Annotated in this window: 32 protein-coding genes; 30 read left to right on the top strand and 2 right to left on the bottom strand. The window is 58.3% G+C overall.

The window, feature by feature from the left end; all coding sequences use genetic code 11:
* Positions 1–103 precede the first annotated feature (103 nt).
* From CRP02_RS00670 to CRP02_RS00550, 25 genes are all read left to right on the top strand, one after another.
* Positions 104–1,408: an AAA family ATPase gene (locus CRP02_RS00670; protein ID WP_097169882.1), complete on the top strand. Its 1,305-nt coding sequence runs from the start codon at positions 104–106 to the stop codon at positions 1,406–1,408.
* Entirely contained in the window at positions 1,405–2,049 is a 645-nt protein-coding gene (locus tag CRP02_RS00665; RefSeq protein ID WP_097169881.1) for a sigma factor, read from the top strand. The genes CRP02_RS00670 and CRP02_RS00665 overlap by 4 nt, the downstream gene beginning before the upstream one ends.
* A 7-nt stretch (positions 2,050–2,056) precedes the next feature.
* A complete protein-coding gene (locus tag CRP02_RS00660; protein WP_143539295.1) occupies positions 2,057–2,605 on the top strand; it encodes a hypothetical protein in 549 nt (182 codons plus the stop codon).
* 3 nt (positions 2,606–2,608) lie between these two features.
* Positions 2,609–2,842, top strand: a complete 234-nt coding sequence (locus CRP02_RS00655; RefSeq protein ID WP_097169879.1) for a hypothetical protein — start codon at positions 2,609–2,611, stop codon at positions 2,840–2,842.
* A gap of 6 nt (positions 2,843–2,848) precedes the next feature.
* Complete coding sequence (gene dnaE, locus CRP02_RS00650; protein ID WP_097169878.1) at positions 2,849–6,214, top strand: DNA polymerase III subunit alpha; 3,366 nt, start codon at positions 2,849–2,851, stop codon at positions 6,212–6,214.
* Positions 6,211–6,843 (top strand): hypothetical protein, encoded by a 633-nt coding sequence (locus CRP02_RS00645; RefSeq protein WP_143539294.1) that lies wholly within the window; start codon positions 6,211–6,213, stop codon positions 6,841–6,843. The genes dnaE and CRP02_RS00645 overlap by 4 nt, the downstream gene beginning before the upstream one ends.
* Before the next feature lie 57 nt (positions 6,844–6,900).
* Positions 6,901–7,476 carry a hypothetical protein gene (locus tag CRP02_RS00640; protein ID WP_097169876.1) on the top strand — a complete coding sequence of 192 codons (576 nt, stop codon included), beginning with the start codon at positions 6,901–6,903 and terminating at the stop codon, positions 7,474–7,476.
* Positions 7,477–7,552: 76 nt separating this feature from the next.
* A complete protein-coding gene (locus CRP02_RS00635; protein ID WP_097169875.1) occupies positions 7,553–7,816 on the top strand; it encodes a hypothetical protein in 264 nt (87 codons plus the stop codon).
* Positions 7,817–7,935: 119 nt separating this feature from the next.
* A complete protein-coding gene (locus CRP02_RS00630; RefSeq protein ID WP_143539293.1) occupies positions 7,936–8,970 on the top strand; it encodes a hypothetical protein in 1,035 nt (344 codons plus the stop codon).
* A gap of 117 nt (positions 8,971–9,087) precedes the next feature.
* Complete coding sequence (locus CRP02_RS00625) at positions 9,088–10,038, top strand: 5'-3' exonuclease H3TH domain-containing protein (protein ID WP_097169873.1); 951 nt, start codon at positions 9,088–9,090, stop codon at positions 10,036–10,038.
* A gap of 19 nt (positions 10,039–10,057) precedes the next feature.
* Positions 10,058–11,173 (top strand): recombinase, encoded by a 1,116-nt coding sequence (locus CRP02_RS00620; RefSeq protein WP_097169872.1) that lies wholly within the window; start codon positions 10,058–10,060, stop codon positions 11,171–11,173.
* Between the two features lie 67 nt (positions 11,174–11,240).
* On the top strand, positions 11,241–11,786 hold the full coding sequence (locus tag CRP02_RS00615) for an ASCH domain-containing protein (protein WP_097169871.1): 546 nt from the start codon (positions 11,241–11,243) through the stop codon (positions 11,784–11,786).
* Positions 11,779–12,108, top strand: a complete 330-nt coding sequence (locus CRP02_RS00610) for a hypothetical protein (RefSeq protein WP_179783894.1) — start codon at positions 11,779–11,781, stop codon at positions 12,106–12,108. The genes CRP02_RS00615 and CRP02_RS00610 overlap by 8 nt, the downstream gene beginning before the upstream one ends.
* 85 nt (positions 12,109–12,193) lie before the next feature.
* The gene (locus tag CRP02_RS00605) at positions 12,194–13,288 is read left to right on the top strand and encodes a metallophosphoesterase (protein ID WP_097169869.1); all 1,095 of its coding nucleotides are present in this window, start codon (positions 12,194–12,196) and stop codon (positions 13,286–13,288) included.
* Between the two features lie 64 nt (positions 13,289–13,352).
* Positions 13,353–13,712: a hypothetical protein gene (locus CRP02_RS00600; RefSeq protein WP_097169868.1), complete on the top strand. Its 360-nt coding sequence runs from the start codon at positions 13,353–13,355 to the stop codon at positions 13,710–13,712.
* The gene (locus CRP02_RS27050) at positions 13,709–13,984 is read left to right on the top strand and encodes a DUF4884 domain-containing protein (protein ID WP_102026093.1); all 276 of its coding nucleotides are present in this window, start codon (positions 13,709–13,711) and stop codon (positions 13,982–13,984) included. Before CRP02_RS00600 ends, CRP02_RS27050 begins: the two co-directional genes overlap by 4 nt.
* Positions 13,981–15,918 (top strand): AAA family ATPase, encoded by a 1,938-nt coding sequence (locus tag CRP02_RS00590; RefSeq protein WP_179783893.1) that lies wholly within the window; start codon positions 13,981–13,983, stop codon positions 15,916–15,918. The genes CRP02_RS27050 and CRP02_RS00590 overlap by 4 nt, the downstream gene beginning before the upstream one ends.
* The gene (locus CRP02_RS00585; RefSeq protein ID WP_097169866.1) at positions 15,915–16,127 is read left to right on the top strand and encodes a hypothetical protein; all 213 of its coding nucleotides are present in this window, start codon (positions 15,915–15,917) and stop codon (positions 16,125–16,127) included. Before CRP02_RS00590 ends, CRP02_RS00585 begins: the two co-directional genes overlap by 4 nt.
* Positions 16,124–16,576, top strand: a complete 453-nt coding sequence (locus tag CRP02_RS00580) for a hypothetical protein (protein ID WP_097169865.1) — start codon at positions 16,124–16,126, stop codon at positions 16,574–16,576. Before CRP02_RS00585 ends, CRP02_RS00580 begins: the two co-directional genes overlap by 4 nt.
* A gap of 76 nt (positions 16,577–16,652) precedes the next feature.
* On the top strand, positions 16,653–17,123 hold the full coding sequence (locus tag CRP02_RS00575; RefSeq protein WP_097169864.1) for a hypothetical protein: 471 nt from the start codon (positions 16,653–16,655) through the stop codon (positions 17,121–17,123).
* Positions 17,123–17,446 (top strand): hypothetical protein, encoded by a 324-nt coding sequence (locus tag CRP02_RS00570; protein ID WP_097169863.1) that lies wholly within the window; start codon positions 17,123–17,125, stop codon positions 17,444–17,446. The genes CRP02_RS00575 and CRP02_RS00570 overlap by 1 nt, the downstream gene beginning before the upstream one ends.
* Positions 17,446–18,018 carry a hypothetical protein gene (locus CRP02_RS00565; protein ID WP_097169862.1) on the top strand — a complete coding sequence of 191 codons (573 nt, stop codon included), beginning with the start codon at positions 17,446–17,448 and terminating at the stop codon, positions 18,016–18,018. Before CRP02_RS00570 ends, CRP02_RS00565 begins: the two co-directional genes overlap by 1 nt.
* A gap of 105 nt (positions 18,019–18,123) precedes the next feature.
* Positions 18,124–19,092, top strand: a complete 969-nt coding sequence (locus CRP02_RS00560) for a ribonucleotide-diphosphate reductase subunit beta (protein WP_097169861.1) — start codon at positions 18,124–18,126, stop codon at positions 19,090–19,092.
* Positions 19,093–19,109: 17 nt separating this feature from the next.
* Entirely contained in the window at positions 19,110–20,792 is a 1,683-nt protein-coding gene (locus CRP02_RS00555; RefSeq protein WP_097169860.1) for a hypothetical protein, read from the top strand.
* 1 nt (position 20,793) lies between these two features.
* Positions 20,794–21,012, top strand: coding sequence for a glutaredoxin domain-containing protein (locus tag CRP02_RS00550; RefSeq protein ID WP_097169859.1), 219 nt, complete (start codon positions 20,794–20,796; stop codon positions 21,010–21,012).
* A 23-nt stretch (positions 21,013–21,035) separates the two neighbouring features.
* On the opposite strand, the gene CRP02_RS00545 is transcribed toward CRP02_RS00550, so the two are convergent.
* Together CRP02_RS00545 and CRP02_RS00540 are read right to left on the bottom strand one after the other, a co-directional pair.
* Positions 21,036–21,629 (bottom strand): hypothetical protein, encoded by a 594-nt coding sequence (locus CRP02_RS00545; RefSeq protein ID WP_097169858.1) that lies wholly within the window; start codon positions 21,627–21,629, stop codon positions 21,036–21,038.
* Complete coding sequence (locus tag CRP02_RS00540) at positions 21,626–21,922, bottom strand: PadR family transcriptional regulator (RefSeq protein WP_143539291.1); 297 nt, start codon at positions 21,920–21,922, stop codon at positions 21,626–21,628. The genes CRP02_RS00545 and CRP02_RS00540 overlap by 4 nt, the downstream gene beginning before the upstream one ends.
* Positions 21,923–22,094: 172 nt before the next feature.
* Between CRP02_RS00540 and CRP02_RS00535 the strand changes: the two genes are divergently transcribed.
* From CRP02_RS00535 to dut, 5 genes are read left to right on the top strand one after another with little or no spacing between them, the layout of a single operon-like run.
* Positions 22,095–22,511, top strand: coding sequence for a hypothetical protein (locus CRP02_RS00535; RefSeq protein WP_097169856.1), 417 nt, complete (start codon positions 22,095–22,097; stop codon positions 22,509–22,511).
* Between the two features lie 14 nt (positions 22,512–22,525).
* Complete coding sequence (locus CRP02_RS00530; protein ID WP_097169855.1) at positions 22,526–22,729, top strand: hypothetical protein; 204 nt, start codon at positions 22,526–22,528, stop codon at positions 22,727–22,729.
* Positions 22,716–23,636, top strand: coding sequence for an FAD-dependent thymidylate synthase (locus CRP02_RS00525; protein WP_210200289.1), 921 nt, complete (start codon positions 22,716–22,718; stop codon positions 23,634–23,636). Before CRP02_RS00530 ends, CRP02_RS00525 begins: the two co-directional genes overlap by 14 nt.
* Positions 23,633–23,824, top strand: a complete 192-nt coding sequence (locus tag CRP02_RS00520; protein ID WP_097169853.1) for a hypothetical protein — start codon at positions 23,633–23,635, stop codon at positions 23,822–23,824. Before CRP02_RS00525 ends, CRP02_RS00520 begins: the two co-directional genes overlap by 4 nt.
* Before the next feature lie 11 nt (positions 23,825–23,835).
* Complete coding sequence (gene dut, locus CRP02_RS00515) at positions 23,836–24,294, top strand: dUTP diphosphatase (protein WP_097169852.1); 459 nt, start codon at positions 23,836–23,838, stop codon at positions 24,292–24,294.

Genomic DNA, 24,294 nt, shown 5'->3' with positions numbered 1-24,294 from the left:
AGTAAGCGGGAGCTTATTTTCCCGCTTGCTCTCCATCTGAAAAATAAGTAAGTCATTACTTATAGCGCAACGCGAAAGCGCTTAATCACACAAGAGGGAAGTCATGAGCCAGGCTGATGAAGCTGGCGTAGCTGTCGCTGCGCCTGACGATAAGATTTTGTGCCATATCGATAACGTTCGCGTTCACTCGATCCAGGCCCACATCAAGAATAACCACAAGGACTGGACGGTCGAGAAATACCAGGAGAAGTTTCCCGGCGAGCCGCTGTTCTCCCAGACCGCACTAGATATCATCGCCAAGAAGAAGGCAGAGAAGGAAGCCCAGACCCCTGCCGGTGGTGACGCTCACTCGATCCAGGCAAACATGCTGGTCGAAGCCGGTGTTGGTTCGCCTTCCAAGATCGTCGTCAAGCAGGCTCTCTTCCACGAGCTGTTCGAGCTTGGCACTGCGCCGGCCGCTCTGTCTGCCAAGGGTCAGCCGATTCCGATCAAGATCCTCGAAGGTCATGATCCGATCTCGGCCGACTTCCTTGCTGATATCGACAAGTCCTACGTTTTCAACATCGACCTGTTGAAGAAGGTCATCATCGGCTTTGAGCTGAACATGCCGACCTACCTCTGGGGCTTTCACGGCACTGGCAAGACCACGATTCTGCAGCAGGCAGCCGCGCGCACTCGCCGGCCGTTCATTCGTGTCCAGCATACGATCAACATGCAGGAGTCGGACGTTCTTGGTCAGTGGACCGTGCGCTCGAAGCCGGTTGAAGTCGAGGAGCTCGATGGTGCTGGCGTCAAGCATAAGGTGATGAAGCAGCAGTCCGTCACCGAGTTCCAGCTCGGGCCGCTGCCGATGGCGATGATCAACGGCTGGGTTTATTGTGCCGATGAATACGACTTCGCGATGCCGTCCGTGACCGCGGTCTATCAGCCGGTTCTCGAAGGGCAGCCGCTCCTGATCAAGGACGCGCCTCCGCACTTCCGCAAGATCATCCCGCATCCGAACTTCCGCTTCGTTGCGACCGGCAACACGAACGGCGTCGGCGACGAAACCGGCCTCTACCAGGGCACTCTCGTCCAGAACGCAGCCAACTATTCGCGCTTCGCCATCACGGAAGAGGTCGAATACATGGACGCAAAGATCGAGACCGCGATCCTGCAGTCGAAGACCGGTATCGACAGTGCCAGCGCCAACAAGATCGTCAAGATGGCGAACGAGGTGCGCAAGCTGTTCCGCGACGGCAAGATCACTATGACGGTCTCGCCGCGCGAGCTGATCCGCTGCGCATCCCTCGGCATCGCATACGGTGGTAACTGGACGCTCGGAATGGAGCTTGCCTTCGCCAACCGTCTGTCGCGTGTCGATAAGAAGGTCGTGCAGGAATATATGCAGCGGGTGTTCGGCGCATGATCAAGCGTGACCCGAAGCTCGATCGCCAGCAGATCAAGGCATTTGCTTACAAGGTGCTCAAGCGCGTTCATGCGCTTGGGGCCAAGACCCAGACCCTCGAAGATGTTGAAAGCGAGCTCTGGGTAGCGTGGTGCCTGGCCTGCGAAAAGTATGACGACAACGGCGGTGCCGCGTTTAAGACCTTTCTCTATGCTGGTCTGCGCAACCACATCAATCGCTGGGTCGAGAAGAACTTCGAGCGCTTTCATGGCGAGACCATCGCCGCGTCCCTCGACATGAAGCTGCGGGGAGACGACGCAGATTATACGGGCGCAACCTCGCTTGGCGACGTTGTTCCTGACCCGCACGAGCGTCAGGACGAAACCTATCAGCGTGAGGATTGCTTCGCTTACGCTCTGACGCGCCTGTCGCCCCGGTCGCAGATGTTTCTGACCTTCCTCAAGGACAATCCGCCGGAGCTGATGGAACGTATGAAGGATCTCGAAGCGAAATCCGCCTACGCCAAGGAAATTGGCGCTTGTTACGCAATGCCCGGCCGCATCACCAGCGCAATGATCTTTGATTTCATGGGCGCAAGCCGGGCCGAGCGCAAGCAGATCATGGATGAAGTCACCCAGATCGGGCGGCTCATTTCGAATTAGGACGATCATGACGACCATTCCTCAGTATGCGCCTGGTTGCTACGGCTCCGCAGTCGCTTTCAAAAAGGACGACACCGTATGCCGTGGATGCAAGTTCGCAAGCATGTGCGAACCCGCACACCTGGAAGCTCAGGCTGTTTTGCGAGAGCGCTACGGTATCAAGACATCCGCTCAGGTCTACGCAGAGCGTGACCGCAGGCTCGCAGAGGAACGTGCCGAGCGTGAAGCCAATCGCCCGGCTGACATGCTGGTGCTGCCGAAGAAGACACAGGAGCTGATCGACCGGCTCGACCGTGGAAACTACGACGTTAAGGGCAAGTTCTCGCGTGGCGAGAACCCGTTCGGCGCATCCATGAAGTTCATGCAGATCGTCGGTCATCTGCTCCTCAATCTTAAGAACACGCGGATCGACCGGGCGCTCATCGCAACCGCCTTCGTCAAGAAGCTGGATTGGCAGCAGGGCACGGCAGACGCTCACGCCCGCATGGCAATTCAAGCCCTCGAACACATTGGCGCCATCTGCAATCAGGACGGCATCATTTCTCTCAGGAGTTAACCCATGACGACGCAACAGAAGTCCAGAACGCGGCTCTTTTACAGTTTCGTCATCGCCGGCCGCATTCATAAGCGCGTCTCGGACGTAGGACCGGGTTCGCTCAACGAAGGCGTGCTGCGTTCCGTCGAAGACCAGATCTCCCGCAACATCGTGGCGCAGGCGCTTGCCCAGGGATGCTTGCTCCCAAAGGACGAGCCATCCGTCTTCGTCTACGATTTCCAGCCTATTAAGGGGTAATTCGCCATGCACTCGATCCTTGCAGCGCGGACTGATTTCTCAGTCGGCGAAAGCATCCTCACAACCAAGCGTCTGATTAAGAACGCCGTCGACGCCGGAGCCAAGGCCGTCGCGATGACCGACACCATGTCGATTACTGGCATGATCGACTTTACGAATAAGGCCAAGGCCGAGGGTCTGAAGCCTGTGATTGGTTGCCGGCTGCGCCTGTCCGATGATCCGACCTGGCGTCCGGGCGATGGTGAGAAAAAGAAGGATATGCCGCGCTCCTACTTCCTGACCGTCTACGCGCTCAAGGAAGTTGGCATGAAGGCGATCTTCCGTCTCTTGACGCTCGCCAACTCGGACGACCGCTTCTACTACGAGGCCAAGCTCGGCTTCGAGGATCTTTACAAGGAGCTGGCGAAGATCGCGCCGGATGACCTCGCTATCGTCCTCGGTGACGCTCACAGCATCCTGGAGCACCCCGAATACACGAAGATCGTGGATGAGCTGGAAACCCGCGTGACGCATCTGTATGCGCCGCTGATCCCGGTTAGCACGCCCTATTACGGTCGGCTTAATCAGATCGCGCTTGGCGAGTTCGCCCGGCAGAACATCAAGCCGATCGTCGTGCGTCCGGCCTTCTACGGCCAGGGCGAAGCCGACACCCAGGAAATTATGACGGCGATCTCCGACAACAACAAGATCACCGATGGCTGGTTCAAGTCGCGTTTCAACCGCGATATGCACATCATGGGCTCGGGCGAGCTCGTCGGCGAAATGAAGAAGGCGGTAGCCCACCTGGTCAAGCGCGGCATGGCTGCTTCGTATGTCGCTGATTGCTTCAAGCAGGGGCTGCTCAATACGGCTGAGCTAGTCGACCTGGTCGAATATGAATGGAAGAAGGCAGACGTGTCACTGCCGGTTATGGCGCCGAACGAGTTCGCCGCCGTGGTCGAGGAGTGCAAGAAGGGCTGGAAGGAGCGCTTCGACGCGCCGATCTTCGGTCATCAGCCGGGCGCAAAGGAGCTGGTCGAGGTTTATAAGCCTCGCCTCGCCTATGAACTCGAAACCCTCAAGCGCCTCAATTTCTCGGGTTACTTCCTGCTCGTGCAGGACGTGGTGCAGTTTGCCAAGAAGTCCGGCATCATGGTTGGCCCTGGTCGTGGTTCCGTGGGCGGATCCCTCGTCGCGTATCTGATGGGCATTACCGAGTGCGACCCGATCCGCTTCGGGCTCCTGTTCGAACGCTTCATCAATCCCGAACGTATCGACTTGCCCGACGCCGACCTCGATTTTATGTCCGAGCGCCGGCACGAGGTCTTCGAATATCTGACCAAGAAGTATGGCGCAGCGCGTGTCGCAGGCGTCAATAACTATGGCACGCTCGGCTCCGCATCCGCGATCCGCGATGTCGGCCGCGTGACGCTCATCCCCGAAAAGGACTTCTCCGTCTCCAAGTTCGTGCCGAAGCTGCACGGGCAGAACGTTCCCCTCCCCGAGGCTCGCAAGCAGGTCAAGGAGATCGACGACTTCGCCAACAACTATCCGACGCACTATCCGATGATGGAGCGCCTGGAAGGAACGATCCGCAACTTCGGTCAGCACGCAGGCGGTGTCATTGTCGCCGGTGTAGACATTGTGGATCGCGCGGTCGTGGAACGGCGCAAGGAAGGCAACGTCGTGTGCTGGGACAAGCGCATCGTCGAGGACCAGGGCCTGGTCAAGATGGACGTGCTCGGCCTGAACACGCTCGACCATATGACCCTGGCGCTCGAATATATCCGCGAGAACACGGGCAAGCGCATCGACTTGAACCGCATTCCTCTCGATGACGAGAAGGTGCTGGCGAACTTCGCCAAGGCGAACACGACTGCCATCTTCCAGTTCGAGTCCGGAGGTATGCGCCGGCTCTTGAAGGAGCTCGGCTCGACTGGCGTCATCACCTTCGAAGATATCACGGCTTGCACCGCGCTCTATCGTCCTGGCCCGATCGAGTCCGGGATGATGGATAGCTTCTATCTGCGCAAGCAGGGCAATGAGGAGATCGAATATGATCACCCGCTGATGGAGCCGGTGCTCGAAGAAACCTTCGGCGTCATCGTCTACCAGGAGCAGGTCATGAAGATCTCCCAGGTGATCGCCGGCTACTCCGGCGCCGCTGCTGACAAGCTCCGCAAGATCATGGGCAAGAAGCTGCCGGAGGAAATGAAGAAGGAGCGGAAGAAGTTCTGCGACGGCTGTGTCGCCACGATCGGCTGCACCGAGGATTGGGCAGGCGCTCTGTTCGACAAGATCGAAGGCTTCGCCGGCTACGGCTTCAACAAGTCGCACTCGGTCGAATACACGCTGATCTCCTATCAGTCGATGTATCTCAAGACCTACTATCCGGCCGAGTTCTACGCCGCAGCCCTGACCGTGCAGAAGGAAGAGAAGCTGACGGGTATCATCCGGGATGCAAAGGCGCTCGGGATCGAGGTCTCGATGCCTGACATCAATATCTCGACCAACCGCTTCGAGATGGCAACGTCTGTCCGCCTCGTCATGCCGCTCCAGCGCATCAAGGGTCTGAGCGAGAAGGCAACGAACGCGATCCTCGCAGCCCGCAAGGCCGGCCCGTTTGTCGATAAGAACGATTTCCTGTCTCGGGTGGAGAAGCGCGTCTGTAACAAGCGGGTCCAGGAGGCGCTCGACCTGGTGGGTGCTTTCTCTCGCATTGAGTCTGGTCAGGCGCCTGCTAACGACCCGAGCCGCATCAAGGACCAGATCGAACTCCTGCCGGGCCTGATCGCCGCGCATGTGCCGGTCGACCACGACTTGAACAAGGATAAGGACACGAAGGCAGCCCTTGGCGAGCTCGTGGACGAATACCGCGCAGCGCATGGGCCCAAGGCCACGACTGCAGACGGATATCCGGTCAAGCCGTTCTTCGGCAAGAGCGCCGACTTCATGATCATCTCCGATGCCCCCGGCAACGAGGAGGACACGGGCGGGATCATGGGCTTCTCGATCTCGAATAACGCAGTGGTCGAAGCGATCGAAACGGCGTCCCTCGATAGACACAACGCCTATTGGACGGCGCTCATCAAGCGTCCGAAGCGCGGCAAGCAGGTCACGCCCGACGAGATCAAGACCTACGAGCCCTACCTGGAGCGGGAGATCGAATTGTTGCAGCCGCCCGTCATCGTGCTCCTCGGCTCGACGACCGTGCGTCACTTCTTCCCGGACTTCAAGGGTAAGGCGTCAGAGCAGGCCGGCAAGGTCATCTACTCCAAGAAGTATGACGCCAACATCATCATCGGCTTCTCTCCGGGTGAAATCTATCACGACCCGGACAAGCAGGAAAACATGAATCAGGTGTTCGCAGCCGTCGCGGACTGCCTGTCATGATTTGGAACGGAGGGATTGAGATCATGCGTCCGACTTATGTTGCAAGCCTGACCGCGTTGGAGAAGCCCAAGAAGGGCTTCCTTCAGCGGATCTTGGAGTCGTTGTCCGCTGTGGGCGAAGAGCCGGTCGAGAGCAAGCCCACGGCTGATCCCACGCCCGTTCCTATGACCTACGGCAAGATGAGGTTGCCTAACGAAAACGCCAGGGTCTTAGGCACGTTCATGACATGGCGCGGAATGCCCCTGACGCCGACGCAGTATTACTACCAGCCCGCACCGGACTGGTGGCAGCCGAAGGGTAGGCACCCGATGCTGCGGTCCGTCATGAACGACGGCGACAAGGTGCTCGAACAGTTTGAGATCGAGGAGTGGAACGACATGCAGGAAAGCGAACGTCTGGCCGCGATCGATGAATGGCAGAAGAAGCTCGGGCTGGCCTCGCATGGCATCGCCGTCTCGCCGGCAGATATCGCGGCCGAGAGGGAACTCCAGCGTGAAGAGAAGATGCGCCACGTGCGCGAGCTTGCTTTCCAGATGGAGAACCACAAGCGCAAGCTCGAAAAAGAACTGGCCGAGGCTGAGGTGCGCGAACAGCACTACCAGCAGAACGAGATTTTCGGCGCTTTCTAAATGCGCGCTCCGATCGTCAGATCGCTATAATTCTAGCATCAAAGAAGGAAACCAGACATGACCAAGCCCACGACTGGCGATGCAGGGAAGGAGCTGACTGTTTACCAGGTCCGCGACTTCATTGACGCCGCAGAATTGAGGCGCGATCTCGCCTACTCTCCTAACAACCTGACCGACGCCATGATGCAGCAGGCATCCATGTTCTCACATTACGGCGTCCTGGCTGCGGAAGCTGCCAAGCAGACCGACGTTGTGAAGATGCTGGTCGAGAATACCGAGGCTGCCGTCCAGCAGATCATTCGCAACGAACTTGCGGCTGCCAGCGAGAAGATCACCGAGTCCGCGATCGCGGCCAAGGTCGCGCGCCATCCTCGCGTCATCTCCATGAAGAAGGCGCTCAACGAGGCCAAGCGGATCGAGTCCATTGGCAAGACCGCAGTTGAGGCTTTCCGCCATCGTCGTGACATGCTCGTGCAGCAGGGGCTGATCTCCCGTGAGGAGATGAAGGGCGAGCTGTCGATCCGCGAACGCTCGGCCCGCGAGGATGCTCTTGAAGCGTCCAAGATCATTGCCCTCGACCGCCTGGCGCGTCGGAATGCCGGAAACGCAGCCGCAGAAAATTCTCAGAATTAAGTGCAATCCGTCGTCATTTACGCTATAAAGTAAGTAAGCACTTACTTAGTGTGACGCCCTCCAAAGGAAGATCCTCATGGAACAGTTTATCGCATACCTGCGCAAGGTTCTTGGTCTCGAACTGACCATCGACCGCGTTGTAAGCCGTCAGAGCAAGGTCGTCCGCGACCTCGATACGCTCGAAAAGCTCCACACGGCAAGGGCTGAAAAGGCCGACAAGCGTGCCAAGGCGGCAGCCGAGAAGGCAGAAGCCGCACGTCTCGAAGCGGCTGATGCAGCCGAACTGTCGAACAATTGGAAGAATTCTGGACTGATCCGCCCTGCCCGCAAGGCAGCCTGATCCGTCGGGAACTTGAGCGATCCCATCGACACGTCGCTATAAGTAAACAGCTAGATAGCTAAATAGCTGTCGAGGCAAGTCGAAAGCACCAAAGCACAAAGCAGTAAGGAACTACGCATATGGCACTTAGCCCCGAATTGAAGAAGATGGTCTCCAGCGCGAAGAACAAGTATTCTTCCAACAACCAGAAGACCGTCAAGCCGAAGGATGGTCGTAACGCATATCGCGTTCTCGCACCGACTTCTGCCCAGGCATCCTGGGTCCCTCCTTCCGGCCAGTATTGGGCCGATCTCGGCGTTCACTGGATCAAGGCTGACAAGAACGGCAAGCCGCTCGCCGTCGTTGGCGACTGCGACACCGTTTACCAGCAGCCCTCCGTCCTGAACACCGCTATCGAGATGGCGATCAACTCGGCAATGGATGAGGAATCCAAGGAGCTCTACAACGAGTGGAAGGCCAAGAAGTCGGTCCTTCTCAATGTTGTCGACCGCTCTTCCGGTGAGGATCCGGTCGTTCTCGAACTGACCAGCACGACCTTCGGTAAGGTTATGGATCTGATCAACGTCTACGACGACGCTGGTAAGGACATCACCGACCCGTTGTCCGGTGTTGATATTATCATCACCAAGACCGGCAAGGGGCTCAACACCAAGTATGAAGTGATGGTCGATCCTGCTCCGCCGAAGCCGGTTGCTCCGGACGTTCTCGGCCGCACGACGGACCTGCACGAATTCATCGCGCAGAACTTCTTCCGCGGTGAGGAACAGAAGGCGCTCAACTGCATCGCCCAGATTGCAGGCGTCGCCGTTCCGGCTCTGACCGGTCCTGCAACTGCTGCCGGTGTCCGCACGCCGACTGCCGCTCTGTCTTCGTCGGCTGCTGCCGTCGCCGACGCTTCTACCGCATCGGCACCCGCCGCTGCACAGACTGCTGCCGCTCCGGTCGAGACCGCAGCCGCACCTGTAGTCGATCCGGCGATCGAAGCCCGCAAGGCCGAAATCCTGCGTCGCCAGCAGGAAGCAGCCGCCGAGCTCGCCGCGCTTGAAACGCCGGCGCCTGCTCCGGCCGAGACCGCGGCTCCCGCGTCCGGCATCTCCTCGCTGCCTGTCTCCGAACAGGACGCGATCCTCGCTGAGCTCGATAACCTCGTGTGATCAGCATCTGCCGAGCGGGTCGTCCCCTCCCCGCTCTGGCCGCCTCATCGTCGCGGATGAGGCTTTGCGACGACGCCTTTCCTCCCGGCGTCGTCGCCTTTCTCTTGCGAGGTTTCAATGACCAATTACACGTTGATCGACGGCAACTCGCTCGGTCACTATTACAACAATTCCAAGCCGCTCTCGATCGGAGAGACCCAGGTCCAGGCGATCTATCATCTGTTGAAGGGGGTCCGGTCGCACGTTGCAAGTTTTCAGGATTACCAGCCGGTCGTTCTGTGGGACGGCGTGTCCTGGCGCAAGCTGATGTTCGCCGAATACAAGGAGAACCGGGACCGGAAGGAGACGAAGAACGAGATCCGGATGCAGGAGATGAAGGACGCCTACAAGAAGCAGGTGCCCTATATCAAGAAGGCTCTCCGGTTTCTCGGCATTCCCCAGGTCTGGTCGCTCAACATGGAAGCTGACGACCTCGGGGCGATCCTGACCGACCGCTACACGAAGACCGGCAGCCGTATCATCCTGCTCACAGGCGACAAGGACTGGCTTCAGCTCGTCGGGCCTGGTGTCGTCTGGAAGGATTTCGCCAACGACCGGCTCGTCACGCAGAAGACCTTTCAGGATTTCACCGGTGTCGAGACCGTGCGTCAGTTCGTCGAGGTTAAGGCGCTGTGCGGCGACCAGGGCGACAACGTGGCCGGCGTGGGTGGCATCGGCGAGAAGGGCGCGATCGAGTTCATCAAGCAGTATGGCTCCGTCGCCAACTTCACCAATGGCGTGATCCTCGACAAGTCTATCGATCTTAAGGGCGTGCCGAAGAAGTATCGCAACCTGGTCGAAGACGAGAACAAGGCGATCACCTTCTCCCGCAACATCGATCTTGTGGATCTGCGCACCACGGCGCGTCCCGCGCCCCAGGCGCTTGAGGTCGATAAAGGCACGCCCGACGCCGACAAGTTTCGTCAGTTCTGCGAGATCCTGCTTTTCAAGTCGATCCTCAAGGACTTCGACGACTGGATCTCCGTCTTTCCTGCATTCCGAGCGCCTCGTCAGGCGCTTGCCGCTTAGATTTTACGAAGGAGAAAACATGAGCAAGCCCGAAGATATCATGAAGGCGCTGGCTGGCGTCATTGGCGCGAATGACCCGGAGGCAAGCGTTAAGCACTTCCTCGATACTGGCTTTCCGCCCCTCAACAACGCATCGAGCGCCAATTGGGACAACGGTGGCCCTGTCGGCCGCGTGATCGAAATCGCCGGTCCGCCGTCGTCCGGCAAGACTGCAATCGCGACTGCATTGATGACCGCAGCGCAGAAGGCAGGCGGCATCGCAGCGTTTATGGATCATGAGCGCTCGTTTATGTCGTCGGTCGCGAAAAAGATCGGTCTCGATACCACGCCCGGCATCTTCATCTATAAGAAGCCGGAAACCTTCGAACAGTCTGTCGATACCTTCCATAAGACCGTCGCCTTGATCCGCGATAAGAAGTTGATCGCCAAGGACGCTCCTATTGTGTGGGTCTTCGACAGTCTGGCTGCTATGGTTCCGCAGTCGGTCCTGCAGGACGCCAAGGGCAATGCTCGTGAGGCGGCTGAGCGCAACATGAACGACAACACGGCGCTGGCTCGTGCAACGTCAGCCCACTTCCCGGCTATTGCGATGATTGCCGAAAAGTATGACGTTCTGGTCATCTTCTTGAACCAGATGCGCAAGAAGATCGGCGTCGTGTTCGGTGATCCCCGCAAGACTACGGGCGGCGACGCGCCTGAGTTCTATTTCTCGCAGCGCCTGTGGCTGTCGGCCGCCCAGATCAAGGGCCCTAACGGTGACGTTCTCGGTATGGAAGTGTCGGGCATGTTCGTAAAGAACAAGGTCGCTCGGCCCTTCGCCAAGGCCAAGTGGCGCTTCATGTTCCAGCCCGATGGCACTGGTCGCTTTGACGTAGAACGCAGCCTGATCGAGTTCCTGAACGAAGAGAAGCTGTTCCCGACCACCAAGCCGGATGGCAAGGAAGTTCGGAAGGGCTTTGTCTTTTGGGAAGGCAAGGAGATCGCCCGCGAGAATCTGGCTCGTCAGATCGAAGCAGAAGGTCCGACTGGCTTTGCCAAGCTGCGCGCACTGCTGCCGGCCGCCTACAAGCCGCCTGTTGTTGCGGATGTCGAACTCGCAGCTCTCGTCTCGGAAGAGACGAAGGAAGCTGCCTAATCCCTGCACTCCCTCGCCCGACTTGCTATAAGTGATCTGTAAACACGAACAGCAAGTCGGGCAGAGCATGAAAGTAATATCCATCTGGCAGCCCTTCGCCTCGTTAGCGGTGAAGGGCTTCAAGACTTTTGAAACACGCACCTGGCCTGCGCCGGCTTCCATCATTGGTCAAACTATCGGTATTGCCTCCACCAAGGGTTTGAAGCCAGCGCAGCGCGCCTATTTCGAGGACGAACGGTTCGCTCATTACTATGCGACGACCGGAATGCCTCCTCTCGACACCCTGCCCTGCGGCTATCTACTTGGCACGGTGATGATCGAAGAATGCTGCCTCATGACGGAAGAGTTCATGGAGGAAGTGTCTGACGAGGAGAAGGCATACGGTCATTGGGAGCGCGGGAACTTTGCCTGGCGCTTGGCGAACCTGATGACGTTGGAGCATCCGATCCCGATCCGCGGCGCCCAGGGCATCTACGATTGGAATGGAGTCCTCCCGAATGGCAGCGAAACGGAAGTTTCCACGCCCGCCGCAGCGCCGGTTCTCGAAGGCGAACGTGAAATGGGTCGTGAAGCGCAGCTCCCGCACTATTGGAGCGGTTTACGAGTTGTCTAACGGCGATCTCTGCTACCTGGCTCGGCGCTGGCGTGGCGAAATTTTCTGCTGCGGAGAGCCAAACATCTCCGCAGCAATGGCCCTCAACAAGGAAGAATGGGCCTTTGATCACGATCACCTGCTGGAGTTTCGGCTCAAAAAGGTGAAATACGTTGGCGTCATCGAGCGCGAACGAGGCGGCATGATCTATATCACGACGCTCGAAACCTGCATGGATCCGACCAAGTTCACGTTCCGCAACTACGAGAAGCGGGGCGGCGCCATGCAGCACTACGTCAACCACAAGCACTTCATCAAGCTTGCCGGCAAGACGACCTTTTAAGTCCCGCTCTATACCTGACGCACTCCCACGCGCGTTTCGCTATAAGTGAATAAGTAAGTAAGTAATTACTTAGAAAGGTATCGCAATGCACTTCGCTGTCCTCGCTGACATTCACGCCTATGGCTCGACCGTTTACTCCTCGACTGGAGTGGACGGTATCAACACCCGTCTGTCGCTCATCCTCTCCGAGCTGCAGCGCGCGGCGCTGACCCTGCAGGCGCAGGGCGGCAAGAGCATGTTCATCGCCGGTGACATCTTCCACACGCGCGGATCGATTGATCCGGAAGTGCTGAACCCGCTGCGCGCGACCGTCGAAGAAATTCTCAACATGGGAATCGATATTCACGCGATTCCCGGCAACCACGATTTGAAGTCGAAGGATAGTCGTGCGCTGTCCTCGCAGATCGAGAACCTTGCCCAGATCTCGATCGCGGGCGGCATGTTCCGCTGCTACAATCAGGTCACGTCCTTCCAGGTCGAAGGCCAGTGGTTCGGCTTCGTGCCGTGGCGCGCGGCACTCAAGGATCTTCTCGAAGATCTGGGCGACCTGTCGGCGCATCCCGCCCACGCAGATATGCACGTCTTTATCCATGCAGGTATCGACGGTGTTCTGTCTGGTATGCCGGCGCACGGTCTGACCTCAGCCGACTTGGCTAAGTTTGGCTTCAAGCGCATTTATGCCGGCCACTACCATAACCACGTCATCTTCGAAGACGGCGCAGTCGTGTCGATCGGCGCGACCACTCATCACAATTGGGGCGATGTTGGCACTCGTGCCGGCTTCTTGATGGTCGATACCGATAGCGACGCGGTGTCGTTCCACGATACCCGCGCACCGAAGTTCACCGATCTGACCGGTCTCGACGAGACGGACATGGAGATCGAGTGCCGCGGCAATTACGTCCGCTTCCGCGGCCCGACCATGACCCAGGCCGAAATCAACGAGCTCCGCGACCAGTTCCGCAAGTGGGGTGCTCTCGGTGTCTCGATCGAGGTTCCGAAGACCACGGTCGCCACTCGTCCGTCGGCTGCTGCATCCAAGGGGCTGACGATCGACCAGTCGGTCGCGAACTTCATCGACACGGCCAAGGCGATCCCGGCATCGATCGACAAGGAGAAGCTCAAGAAGCGGTGCCAGGCGATCCTGGATGAAAGCCGCTCGATCTTCGAAGAAGCCTGACGAACTCCATTCGCTGATATGTCAAAACATATCAAAGCATTGATTTGATACAGGAAACGACATCATGACCCAGCTCTACACGGTGCATTTCACGACCAAGCAGGTCGTGTCCAAGTTCGATGAAAAGGGTCGAAAGACCGGCGAATACGAGATGGACTATCCGCAGACGCTGCACGCCCTGCCGCTTTCGACGGCCCAGAGCTACAAGAAGTTCGGTAACTGGCGCATCGAGCCCTACTACATGACCGAAGCTCAGCGTTCGCACGGCGCCAAGAAGGCCAAGACCGAGTTCCGCGGCGCCGTCCCGAGCGGGAAGAATAAGCCGTTGGCGACAACGAGCGCACCGAGCGGGAAGGCGGCCGCGCAGAGCGCTGCTGCATCCGGCAATCTGGCAGCCGCGATCAATGCGGGAGCGCGTTCGTGAAGAAAATCCTCGCACTCTTTTCCGCCGCGATCCTTCTCGCCGCATGTGGCAAGGATCCCGTCTCCACGGGGCAGAGCGACAATCCGAACGTGCCGGTCTCCAAGATGTTCGAATACGAGGGCTGCAAGGTCTATCGGTTCAAGGACGCCGGCGAATACGTCTACTATTCCAACTGCTCCGGCACCACGACCGGCTTCCACGCCGAGAGTTGCGGTAAAAACTGCACCAAGCAGGTGCCGATTGCGGTGCAGACCACGAGGAGCGACCCGTGAAGTTTCCCGAACTCGAAATCCAGCACTTCCTCGCCATCACCAACGCCAAGCTGAACCTGGCTGATCGCGGCCTCGTCCTGATCCAGGGCGACAACCAGGCAGACACGTCCGCTGACTCCAATGGCGCCGGCAAGTCGACCATTCCCGATGCTCTTTGCTGGTGCTGGTTCGGCACCACCGCGCGCGGCGTCTCCGGCGATGACGTGATCAACCGCGATGCCAAGAAGGACTGCTTCGTCCGCTCCGTCGTGATCGACGGCACGATGACCTATACGGCCACGCGCTATCGTAAGCACAAGACCGGCAAGAACACCTTCACATTAAAGCAGTTCGACGGCTTCAAGGAAACCGACCTGACGAAGGGCAAGGACGCTCTGACGCAGATTGAGGCCAACAAGGTTATCGGATCCAGCCTCGAAGTTTTTGCGGCGTCGATCTACGCCGGGCAGGAACAGATGCCCGACCTCCCCGGCATGACCGACAAGAACTTGAAGGTTCTGATCGAGGAAGCTTCCGGCGCATCCCTGCTCGAAGGCGCACATGAGATCGCCCGCAAGGGTCTTCTCGCCGCCCAGAAGAAGCTTGAAGCGGCGAACGCCGAGCACATGACGGCAAGTAGCCAGGAAGGCTTTCTCCGTGCCCAGCTTCATTCCGCCAAGAGTTCCCTTGGGTCTTGGGAAGGCCAGATGAAGGTCCGCGAGGCGGAGGCCAAGAATGAGATCGCGGCCATCATTCCGCACCTCAAGACGATCAAGGCATCGATCGAGGCGATCGACAAGGGCAAGATCGAGGCTTCCATCGCCGACTGCGATGCGAAGATCGCAGCCGTGGGCACGCAGCAGGCGGAATTACGCACCTATGACGCCAAGGTGGCCGCTGCTCACACGGCCGTCAACAACACCGCATACAGGTTCGACTTGGTTGCGCGCGAGCATTCGGTGGCCGAAGCTGCACTTGCCGGCATTCAGCACCAGCTCGGCTGCCCCTGCAAGGAGTGCGGTCGCCCGCTGACCGCAGATGAACTGCGCGCCACGACCAATTCGGCGAAGGCTCGTATCGATGAGAGGGCTGCGGAACTCGTGAAGGCGAAGGCTGATCACGAGGCTGCGGTAGAAGCTCACAGCGAAGCTGTGGCCGCTCGCGACATTTTCGCAGCAGGTATGACTGACATCAGCGCGGTCGCTGCCCAGCGCTCTGCATTCGAACGTGAGCTTGCATCCTACAACGATCTGGTGAGTAAGCAGGTCAGTCTTGCGAACACGGCCAAGACTTGGCGTGATCGCTTGGTCGCAATTCAGGCGGAAGCGAACCCGCACGCGGCAACCGTCATCCGTCTGACCAAGGAGCTAGCCGACGCTGAGGCCAAGACCAACGAGCTTGCCTCGAAGATCAAGGATGAGGAAGCGGAAGTCGCGCTCGAAACCGAGGCCGTCAAGGTCTACGGACCTGCCGGTGCACGCGCCACGATCCTTGACGACGTGACGCCGTTCCTCAATTCGCAGACGGCGAAATACCTGGCGATCCTGTCCGACGGCAATATTGAGGCGACCTGGAACACCCTGACGCCTGACGCCAAGGGCAATTTAAAGGAGAAGTTCACCATCGACGTGACCAACGCGACGGGCGGTGAAAGCTTCAAGGGTCTGTCCGGTGGTGAAAAGCGCAAGGTCAGGATCTCGACAGCTCTCGCGCTGCAGGATCTTGTGGCGACCCGCGCGACCAAGCCGATTGACCTTTTCATCGGCGACGAAATCGATGACGCGCTCGATGCGTCCGGCCTGGAACGGCTCATGCAGATTCTGGAGGAAAAGGCACGCGAACGTGGGTCGGTCTTCGTGGTCTCCCATAACGAGCTGCGCGACCATATCAAGCAGGTGCTCCTGGTCGAGAAGCTCGCCAACAAGACCACTCGCGTCACGGAGCTTGCAGCATGACCCCGCTCGAACTCACCGGCGCAGCCGCAATCTACATCGTGTGCGTCTTTCTGGCTGGCTATATCGGCGGACTGCTCACGTTGTTCTTCAATCGCAAGGGTGGGCTTGAAGCCTTCGTCCTGGTCCCGGTCGTCGGAATTGCGATCTGGCTCATCGGCGCAGTCTGCGGAGCCGTCTGGCTCGGCGTGAAGATCGGAGAAATGGGATGACCGAAGAAATCGTATTTGAACCGCCCTACCCTGGCGATCTGATTGAACTGCTGAGGTTCGCCTGGGCGGCGTCGCGTGGAAAGTCGCCGCACCTCTTGCGGCCCTCGGAAGTCGAACGTTGTGAAGAATACCTGCGCTCTCCGGCGCCGCGTTCGACCTTCCAGCGCGTGAGTAACGCAGTCGAGACCGAGTTCGCGCAGCTTCGGGCAATCAAGAAGGCAGCGATCGCCTACGTCGAGTCCGTTAATGGTGAGCCCGAGAAGGATTGCTGGGATACACCCGACGGAAAGGAAGCGCCGGGCGCTGAGCGCTTCGCTTCGGATTGGTCCTGGCAGGAGTATGACGCCAAGAAGCAGAAGGCGTTCGACGACCTTCGTGCGGCTCTTGGCGAAAACGTAACGGACAGGCTCGATAGCGCTGCCGAGGATGCAGCGGGCGCATCGATGTAGCCAACACAATATTTTGTGCGTTCCCCAGAAGAAAGCGCTATATATTAAGTAAGCACTTACTTAGAAGGAGAAAGCGATGCCGAAGGTCAAGGCCGATCAGCATCCCGAAACCAAGAAGATCCTCGAACAGGTCGGCAACGAGATTGTTGCCGCTCTCAAGGGTGAGTTCTTCGAGGTCGATGGAACCCCGATGGCGACGGTGAAATACGCAGCCGGGAATTTCAAGAAGAAGACCCTGATGGCCGGCTGGCTGTTCGCCGTCGAATACGCCTATGTCGGCACCCAGGGCAAGCTCATCCTTGGCATGACGCCGGAAGACGCCCAGGAATACAAGTGGGCCGAGCTTAACCCGAAGGAGGTCGACTTCACCTTTCCGCTGATTGGTGCGGCTGTTGCCAAGCATTTCGGCGTCGAAGGCGAGAACTTCAACACCATCGTCAACTCCGTCGTCGCCGAGCGCCTCAACGCCAAGGCGAACGAAGCCGAGCTTGAGAAGAAGCAGACGGAAATGGCTCTGCAGAATAACGAGCTGTTCGGGGCATTCTGATGCGGAGCGTCTATGCCACCGATGGCACGATCTCCTATGAACTTGAGCCGCACGAGGTCTCGTTTCTCGGGAACATGATCGTGGCGCTGCAGGCGCGCTCGGCCCTGGACCCGAATGTTGTCGCTGATGTCGTTCAGCGCAATCGATATCCGACTAGTAACCCTGATATTGCCCGGCTCCAGAACCAGCTCTTTGACCTGCAGGCTAAGCTTGCCGCCTTGCCGCCTCCTCCTCCCGCACCTGACCTGACCGACATTGAACAAGAGATTGCCGATCTGAAAACCCGGATCAACAACTTCAATCCGAATTATGGAGCCTTTTAATGGGCAAGATTCTCATCGCGGGCCTCGACGGCTCTCTGCGCAACTTCGGCATTGCGACTGCCTGGCTCGACCTCGACACGCTCGCCCTTGAAGTCAAGGATCTGACCTTGGTTGAGACGGAGAAGTCGAAGGTCAAGAATATTCGCGCGTCGTCCGACAATCTGGCCCGTGCAACCGAGCTACGCATTGGCGTTCACGCAGCCCTCAAGGGCGTTACGACCGTCTTCTACGAAGTGCCGTCGGGCGGCCAGGACTATAACGCCGTTCTCGGCTTCGGTATCGTGATCGGCACCTATGCCGGCATCCCCATTCCGGGTATCGAGGTATCCCCTGCGGAAACCAAGCTTGGCGCCGTCGGCACGAAGACCGCATCCAAGGATGAAATGATCGAATGGGCGTTCGGCAAGTATCCGAAGGCACCGTGGCTCCTGACGAAGCGGGGCGGCATCATGGTTCCGGTCAAGAAGAACGAGCACCTGGCTGACGCGGTTGCGATCATGGAAGCGGGCATCAGGACGCCTTCCTTCCAGCAGACGCTTGCCATTCTCCGGTCGGTCCCGCAGGCAGCCTGAGACCACCTTTTTATTTGTCAAGTCTAGTAAGTAAGGGCTTACTTACTTATGATGTGAGCCCGACCTAGCGTCGGGTTCAACCATTCCCAACCGACGAGAATAACCATGCTTTTCGAACGCCAGGTCGAACGTCTCCCCGACCTCTATCCTTGGGCTCAGGACTTCATCGAAGCCATGCAGGACGGCTTCTGGACCGCCAAGAAGTTCACCTTCGACAGCGATGTGACCGACTACGAGCTCCGCCTGACCGACCAGGAGCGCGAAATCATCAAGCGCTGCCTCGCTGCGATCGCCCAGATCGAAATTCAGGTGAAGGAATTCTGGCCGCTACTCGGTCGCATTCTGCCTCATCCTTCTATCTCCGATCTCGGGATCACGATGGGCTACATCGAGGTCATCCATAATAACGCCTATGAGAAGCTCCTCAAGAAGCTCGGTCTGCAGGGCGTGTTTAAGGAAAACATGAACGTGCCGGCAATCGCCGGCCGTGTCGGCTACCTGTCCAAGCACAAGGACAAGGCATTCGCCAACGACGACAAGAAGCAGTTCATCTACAGCCTGATCCTGTTCACGCTGTTCGTGGAGAATGTGAGCCTTTTCTCGCAGTTCTACATCGTCCTCTGGTTCAACCGCTTCGAGAACCGCTTCAAGGACGCCGCCCAGCAGGTGAAATACACCCGCAACGAGGAGATGCTCCATGCCCAGGCCGGCATGAAGATCATCAATACGCTGCGCGTGGAATATCCGGACCTGTTCGACGCCGAGCTGGAAGCCCGCATCAAGGAAGAGTGCCAGGAAGCCTACAAGGCTGAAGCCGCTCTGATCGACTGGATGCTCGGCGACTACGACCAGCCCAAGCTCAACGCCTCGATCCTTAAGACCTACGTCGCTCAGCGCCTCAACGAGTCGCTCGAAGGCATTGGCTACACGCCGATGTTCGAGGTCTCCGAGGCTGAGCGCGCCGAGACCTTCTGGATGACCGAAGGGCTGCTCGCGCCCGCCAAGGTCGACTTTTTCCACTCCGAGCCGACCGCCTACCAGAAGGCGGATCAGGCCGACGACGACAATTTCTAAATCGAAAGGAAACGTGAATGCGCCCTGATTGGGAACATTTCAACGATATCTCGTTGAAGACCCTCTCTCGCGGATATCTGCGGGAAGGCATTGCGAAGGAAGACCTCAAGGATGAGGCCATCAAGCGTGCGAACGCGCTTGTTGATGCTGCCGAGAAGGAGCTCGGCATGGAATTGCCGATGGTTCGCTACGGCATGAAGCGCGGCTGGGTATCGCCCGCCTCGCCGATCTGGTCGAACTTCGGCACCAACCGCGGTCTGCCCATCTCGTGCAACGGTTCCTTCGTTGACGACGACATGGACTCCATCCTGTTCAAGAACGCCGAAATCGGTGCGATGACTAAGGAAGGTGCCGGCACCTCGCTCTATATGGGCGCGCTGCGCCCGTTCGGGTCGCCTATCTCGGGCGGTGGCACGTCCGAAGGCCCGGTCCATTTCGCCCGCCTGACACAGGAGCAGGTGACTGTCGTTTCGCAGGGCAACACCCGGCGCGGTAATGCTGCCATCTGGCTGCCGATCGAGCACCAGGACGCCGATCGCTGGATGCAGATGCGTTCCACGACCGAAGGCGTTCATCATCCGATCCAGCATCTGTCCTTCGGCGTCACCATTGGCGACGACTGGATGAATGAAATGCTTGCGGAGCCGAAGGGTGGTCCGAAGCGCCGGATGATGGCGAAGATCCGCAACAAGCGGCGCGAGACCGGCTTCCCCTATATCCTGTTCCGCGACAACGCCAACAATGCCCGGCCGGAAGTCCTCAAGCGGCTCGGTCTGCTGATCTACGCTTCGAACCTCTGCACCGAGATCATGCTGCCGTCCGGGCCGGACGAAAGCTTCGTCTGCGACCTGTCCTCGGTCAACGTCCTCTACTACGAGGAATGGAAGGGCACGACCTTCGTCAAGGAGATGATCTTCTTCCTGGACGCGGTCATGTCGGAATACATCCGCAAGACCGAAGGAAAGCGGCTGCTCGCCGACGCCCATCGCTTTGCCGTTCGCTGGCGCGCGCTTGGTCTCGGAACGCTCGGCTGGCACTCCTACCTGCAGTCGCGTGAAATCCCGATCGAGACGCAGGAAGCCCGCGACCTCAACATCGAGATCCACAAGTATCTCCATGACGAGTCCCACGCCGCATCCCGCGACCTGGCGATCATCCTGGGCGAGCCTGAAGGTCTCAAGGGCACTGGTTATCGCAACCTAACGGTCAACGCGATCGCCCCGACTACCTCGTCCTCGATCATCTGCGGCCAGGTCTCGCAGTCGATTGAGCCGTGGGAAGCTGTCGTCTTCGAAAACGACAACGCGAAGGGTGTGTTCACCAACTACAATCCGCAGTTCGTCAAGCTGCTCGACCGGCTGGGCATGAACACGACCTCGGTCTGGCAGTCCATTCTGGCTGCAGGCGGCCGTGTCGAGCATCTGGACTTCCTGACCCAGCGCCAGAAGGACACCTACAAGCCGTGGGTCGATATCGACCAGATGGAGCTCGTGCGTCAGAACAATGACCGCACGCCGTTCGTCGACCAGGGCATCTCCTTCAACGTTCAGCTTCCGCCGGAAGCCACCATGAAGGACGACATCGACATCATCGTCGCGGCATGGAAGGGCGGCTCAAAGTCTCTCTACTACCGCAAGGGAATGAACAAGGCACAGGAGCTGGCCCGTGCCAACGCTTCGTGCGTAGCGTGCGAGGCGTAAGATGGCATATCACATCATGACGAGGCCGGGCTGCAACTACTGCGTCCGCGCGAAGGCTCTTCTCAAGAGCAACAAGGAGCACTTCACCGTAACCGACCACGACACGCCGGAGAAGGTCCAGCGGTTTAAGGACGCCGGTTACACGACCTTTCCGCAGGTCTTCCACGATGGGGTGCTTATTGGTGGGTATGACCAGCTTGTCGAATATCTTGAATTTTAGAAAGGTGGGGCTTCGGCCCCACCTTATTCGCCTTTGTCGAACATCTTCAAAGGTTTTGTCAGCAAGTGGGCCGGCAGGCTCGCAAAGTATTCCACAACGGACATGATCAGGTGGTAATTGAGTTGCCACTTGATCTTTTTCGCCTCCTCGCAGTCGCCTTGCTGAAGGGCTTCGTAATACTCTTCGCGCGAATCGGCTACCATCTGGCCATACACCCGTTCGAAGACGGATTTTGGCAGAACCGTCTGAAGTATCACTATGACGCGGTGCCCAGGTGGCCGTTCGATGACGGGTGCCGCCAAGGGCACTTCTGGTTCAATCTTCCAACTGTCCAATATTTTTTCAGCTTGGAGAAGCTCGGTCTCGATGTATACGGCCTTGGATTTGGCCTGATTGTCCTCAAACGAGACTAACATGTTGACTTGATTAACATGAGTCTCTCGAATAGCCCGCGTGATCGCAAGAAAATGCTCTTGAGTTTGGAGATTCCACTCGTTCGCAGGGCTAATTTTCTTTGTGCCTTTTCCGTAGGTTTTCACCTGAATGTAGGAAGGAATTCCCTCGCGGTGAAAAATGACATCGTAACATGATCTCTCTTTTTTATTGTCGTCACTCATACCGCGTATCCTTCACCAAACGCGTCATACTGCCTCCGCATTTCATTGGCGCGGTCGAAGACCCGCTGGCCCTTACCAGTGATCCAATAGCGCCTGCGCGGCAGTCCCGGAACCGAAGCTTCCTTCTCGGCTTCCGATTTAATCCACTCTTTGTCTTCCATCCTGCCGAGGTAGACGTAGATCGTTCCCCGTTTCAATTTCTCCGACTCCTTTACCATCTCAAGTCCATAGAGGCGGCGTCCGCTAGTCAAAAGCCGCAGGATCTCCATTTCCAAGTCCGTGGCACCAAACATAATCAATCCAATCAAACGTAAACCATAGGAACCAACGAGTCTTACAATAGGTATGACTGGCGAGTCTTACAAGACGTAGCACTAATAAAAAAACACTGCCGCCGAGAACAAAATGCGCAGTTCCAATTCGTTCACGCTATAAGTTAAGTAAGCACTTACTCAAGAGGAAGATATGACTCCGGACGAACTCGAAAAGCGCGGAAAGGCTTTCTTCGACAAGCTGCATCAGGACGACAAGGCCGCGCTCAAGTGGTTCCTGACCGGTCAGATCCAGAACATTCTTGCCAACGAGCACGGTATCGGTGGCTCGAAGGACGTGAGCTACCAGGTCCGCGCCCGCGCCGACGAGCGCATCAACCAGCTCCTCAAGGACGATCAGTTCCTGGAGAACCTGGCCCAGCGCCTCGCCGACAAGCATGGCAGCCGGACCAACTATCCGAAACTGGTTCTCGATGCGACCGAGAAGGGCGTCAAGGTGGCGCTCGAAAAGTCGATCGGCGAGGCCGCAAGCCGCGTGAAGATCAAGGTCTTCATCGAACCCGATCCGCTCGAAGCATCGGACCAGCCCGAGAATTTCGCAAAGTTCTAATAGAAGGAGAAGCCATGTTTGGCCTGTTCCGGCGCCAGCCGACCACGATCGTCATCAATGAGACGACCGTCGTGGAAATCACCGACGAAACTCTGGTCGAGGCGCACAATAAGCGCGTGGCCGAGCTTCTCAACCATAACAACCAGCAGCTTGAAGAAAACCGCGCCCAGCGCCGTCGGATCGCTGAATTGGAGGCACAGATCAATGTCGGGTCTTGATCGAATGTTCGCAAAGATCGTCCTTGCGTCTCGCCCGGCCGACACCACGGCTCTGCCGCTGATCACGATGCACCTGCACTATCCGGATATCATCCACGGCGAAGTGATGACGCACCGGGTCTTCTCGCGCAACGCCCGTTCGATGCGCGCGGTTCCGATCAAGACGATGGTCGAAGAAGTTCGCAACGATCCGTTCGTGCCGTGGCATTGGGGCAAGAACCAGCGCGGCATGCAGGCTTTAGAAGAATGTAATACCCGCATTCCGACCGACTTCATTCCGATGGAGCTGGAATGTAACGACCTTGATCGCGAGGAAGCTTGGCGCCACGCGGCGAGGACGGCCGCAGGCTTCGCAGAAGCGTTTGGCGAGGCCGGATATCATAAGCAGGTCGCCAACCGTCTGATTGCGCCCTTCACCTGGAAGCACACGTTGATCACCTCGACCTCGTGGGCGAACTTCCTGCATCTGCGCGATCACGACGATGCTGAGCCGCACTTCCATGACCTCGCGATTATGGTGCGCGAGGCTCTGGCTGGTGCGCAATACCAGACCCTCCTGCATGGCGATTGGCATCTGCCTTACGTCACGCGCCAGGAGAAGAAGTTCCACAGCCTCGATGTCCTGCAGAAGCTGTCGGTCGCTCGTTCGGCCCGCATCTCCTACGCTCCGTTCGATGGCGATGCCTCGATCGAGCGCGAACTGGAACGGTATGATCTGCTTGTCGGATCATCACCGCTGCACGCCTCGCCGACCGAACACCAGGCAACCCCCGACCGCGGATCAAAGCTCTACCTGGGCAATGGTAAGATGATCTTCGAGAACCCGGACCTGGGCGGCAATTTTGGACCTGGTTGGATCCAGTTCCGCAAGACGCTTGCCGGCGAATACGTGAAGGACGCGGCATGAGCACCATCACCATGAGCTTCGACGTGGCAGAGCGCCAGGGCGGCTGGTGCTTCCGTCACCCGGCCGGCGACGAAAGTGCGCCCTGGTCTAGTCCCTACCCCTCTCGCAGGGCCGCAGAAGAAGCTGCGGTCAAGGCGTGCGAAGAACATCTAGCCAGGGCTGTCGCATCCGCCCTCGGCGTTGCATAAAGGAGAACCAAATGGGTGCATCACTTTACGAAACCACGGGCGTTCGCGTCCAGCTTTTGAACGACAAGGCCAAGGTTCCGACCTACGGCTCGAATGAAGCGGCCGGCGCGGATCTTTACGCGGTCGTCGATGGCGAATTGGTAATCCCTCCTGGCGAGCGCGCCATCGTTCCGACCGGCATCGCCATCGAACTGAGCACTGGCACGGAAGCCCAGGTTCGCCCGCGTTCCGGTCTGGCTGCGAAGAACGGCATTACTGTGGTCAACGCACCGGGCACGATCGACAGCGATTATCGCGGCGAGGTGAAGGTAATTCTGCTCAACACGGGCAAGGAAGACTTTGCGATCAAGACCGGCGACCGTATCGCGCAGATGGTGATCGCGCCTGTCATTCGTGCCGAGTTCACCGTCGCCGAGTCCCTCGACGACACGGCCCGCGGCGCAAACGGCTTCGGCTCGACGGGCAAGTAA

Origin of the sequence: Rhizobium sp. AN5 (assembly GCF_900215255.1) — a bacterium.
GTDB classification, from domain to species: Bacteria; Pseudomonadota; Alphaproteobacteria; order Rhizobiales; family Rhizobiaceae; genus Agrobacterium; species Agrobacterium tumefaciens.
This window is presented reverse-complemented; position numbering and strand designations above follow the sequence as displayed.

What these genes read in the sequence shown, in the direction of transcription:
- CRP02_RS00580 (WP_097169865.1), top strand. Translation starts at nt 16,124, where the DNA reads ATGACCGAAGAAATCGTATTTGAACCGCCCTACCCTGGCGATCTGATT.
- CRP02_RS00640 (WP_097169876.1), top strand. Translation starts at nt 6,901, where the DNA reads ATGACCAAGCCCACGACTGGCGATGCAGGGAAGGAGCTGACTGTTTAC.
- CRP02_RS00565 (WP_097169862.1), top strand. Translation starts at nt 17,446, where the DNA reads ATGGGCAAGATTCTCATCGCGGGCCTCGACGGCTCTCTGCGCAACTTC.
- CRP02_RS00645 (WP_143539294.1), top strand. Translation starts at nt 6,211, where the DNA reads ATGATTTGGAACGGAGGGATTGAGATCATGCGTCCGACTTATGTTGCA.
- CRP02_RS00585 (WP_097169866.1), top strand. Translation starts at nt 15,915, where the DNA reads ATGACCCCGCTCGAACTCACCGGCGCAGCCGCAATCTACATCGTGTGC.
- CRP02_RS00665 (WP_097169881.1), top strand. Translation starts at nt 1,405, where the DNA reads ATGATCAAGCGTGACCCGAAGCTCGATCGCCAGCAGATCAAGGCATTT.
- CRP02_RS00600 (WP_097169868.1), top strand. Translation starts at nt 13,353, where the DNA reads ATGACCCAGCTCTACACGGTGCATTTCACGACCAAGCAGGTCGTGTCC.
- CRP02_RS00670 (WP_097169882.1), top strand. Translation starts at nt 104, where the DNA reads ATGAGCCAGGCTGATGAAGCTGGCGTAGCTGTCGCTGCGCCTGACGAT.
- CRP02_RS00545 (WP_097169858.1), bottom strand. Translation starts at nt 21,629, where the DNA reads ATGAGTGACGACAATAAAAAAGAGAGATCATGTTACGATGTCATTTTT.
- CRP02_RS00625 (WP_097169873.1), top strand. Translation starts at nt 9,088, where the DNA reads ATGACCAATTACACGTTGATCGACGGCAACTCGCTCGGTCACTATTAC.
- CRP02_RS00520 (WP_097169853.1), top strand. Translation starts at nt 23,633, where the DNA reads ATGAGCACCATCACCATGAGCTTCGACGTGGCAGAGCGCCAGGGCGGC.
- CRP02_RS00575 (WP_097169864.1), top strand. Translation starts at nt 16,653, where the DNA reads ATGCCGAAGGTCAAGGCCGATCAGCATCCCGAAACCAAGAAGATCCTC.
- CRP02_RS00620 (WP_097169872.1), top strand. Translation starts at nt 10,058, where the DNA reads ATGAGCAAGCCCGAAGATATCATGAAGGCGCTGGCTGGCGTCATTGGC.
- CRP02_RS00570 (WP_097169863.1), top strand. Translation starts at nt 17,123, where the DNA reads ATGCGGAGCGTCTATGCCACCGATGGCACGATCTCCTATGAACTTGAG.
- CRP02_RS00615 (WP_097169871.1), top strand. Translation starts at nt 11,241, where the DNA reads ATGAAAGTAATATCCATCTGGCAGCCCTTCGCCTCGTTAGCGGTGAAG.
- CRP02_RS00540 (WP_143539291.1), bottom strand. Translation starts at nt 21,922, where the DNA reads ATGTTTGGTGCCACGGACTTGGAAATGGAGATCCTGCGGCTTTTGACT.
- CRP02_RS00560 (WP_097169861.1), top strand. Translation starts at nt 18,124, where the DNA reads ATGCTTTTCGAACGCCAGGTCGAACGTCTCCCCGACCTCTATCCTTGG.
- CRP02_RS00655 (WP_097169879.1), top strand. Translation starts at nt 2,609, where the DNA reads ATGACGACGCAACAGAAGTCCAGAACGCGGCTCTTTTACAGTTTCGTC.
- CRP02_RS00525 (WP_210200289.1), top strand. Translation starts at nt 22,716, where the DNA reads ATGTCGGGTCTTGATCGAATGTTCGCAAAGATCGTCCTTGCGTCTCGC.
- CRP02_RS00605 (WP_097169869.1), top strand. Translation starts at nt 12,194, where the DNA reads ATGCACTTCGCTGTCCTCGCTGACATTCACGCCTATGGCTCGACCGTT.
- CRP02_RS00530 (WP_097169855.1), top strand. Translation starts at nt 22,526, where the DNA reads ATGTTTGGCCTGTTCCGGCGCCAGCCGACCACGATCGTCATCAATGAG.
- CRP02_RS00630 (WP_143539293.1), top strand. Translation starts at nt 7,936, where the DNA reads ATGGCACTTAGCCCCGAATTGAAGAAGATGGTCTCCAGCGCGAAGAAC.
- CRP02_RS00555 (WP_097169860.1), top strand. Translation starts at nt 19,110, where the DNA reads ATGCGCCCTGATTGGGAACATTTCAACGATATCTCGTTGAAGACCCTC.
- CRP02_RS00535 (WP_097169856.1), top strand. Translation starts at nt 22,095, where the DNA reads ATGACTCCGGACGAACTCGAAAAGCGCGGAAAGGCTTTCTTCGACAAG.
- CRP02_RS00635 (WP_097169875.1), top strand. Translation starts at nt 7,553, where the DNA reads ATGGAACAGTTTATCGCATACCTGCGCAAGGTTCTTGGTCTCGAACTG.
- CRP02_RS00660 (WP_143539295.1), top strand. Translation starts at nt 2,057, where the DNA reads ATGACGACCATTCCTCAGTATGCGCCTGGTTGCTACGGCTCCGCAGTC.
- CRP02_RS00550 (WP_097169859.1), top strand. Translation starts at nt 20,794, where the DNA reads ATGGCATATCACATCATGACGAGGCCGGGCTGCAACTACTGCGTCCGC.
- dnaE (WP_097169878.1), top strand. Translation starts at nt 2,849, where the DNA reads ATGCACTCGATCCTTGCAGCGCGGACTGATTTCTCAGTCGGCGAAAGC.
- dut (WP_097169852.1), top strand. Translation starts at nt 23,836, where the DNA reads ATGGGTGCATCACTTTACGAAACCACGGGCGTTCGCGTCCAGCTTTTG.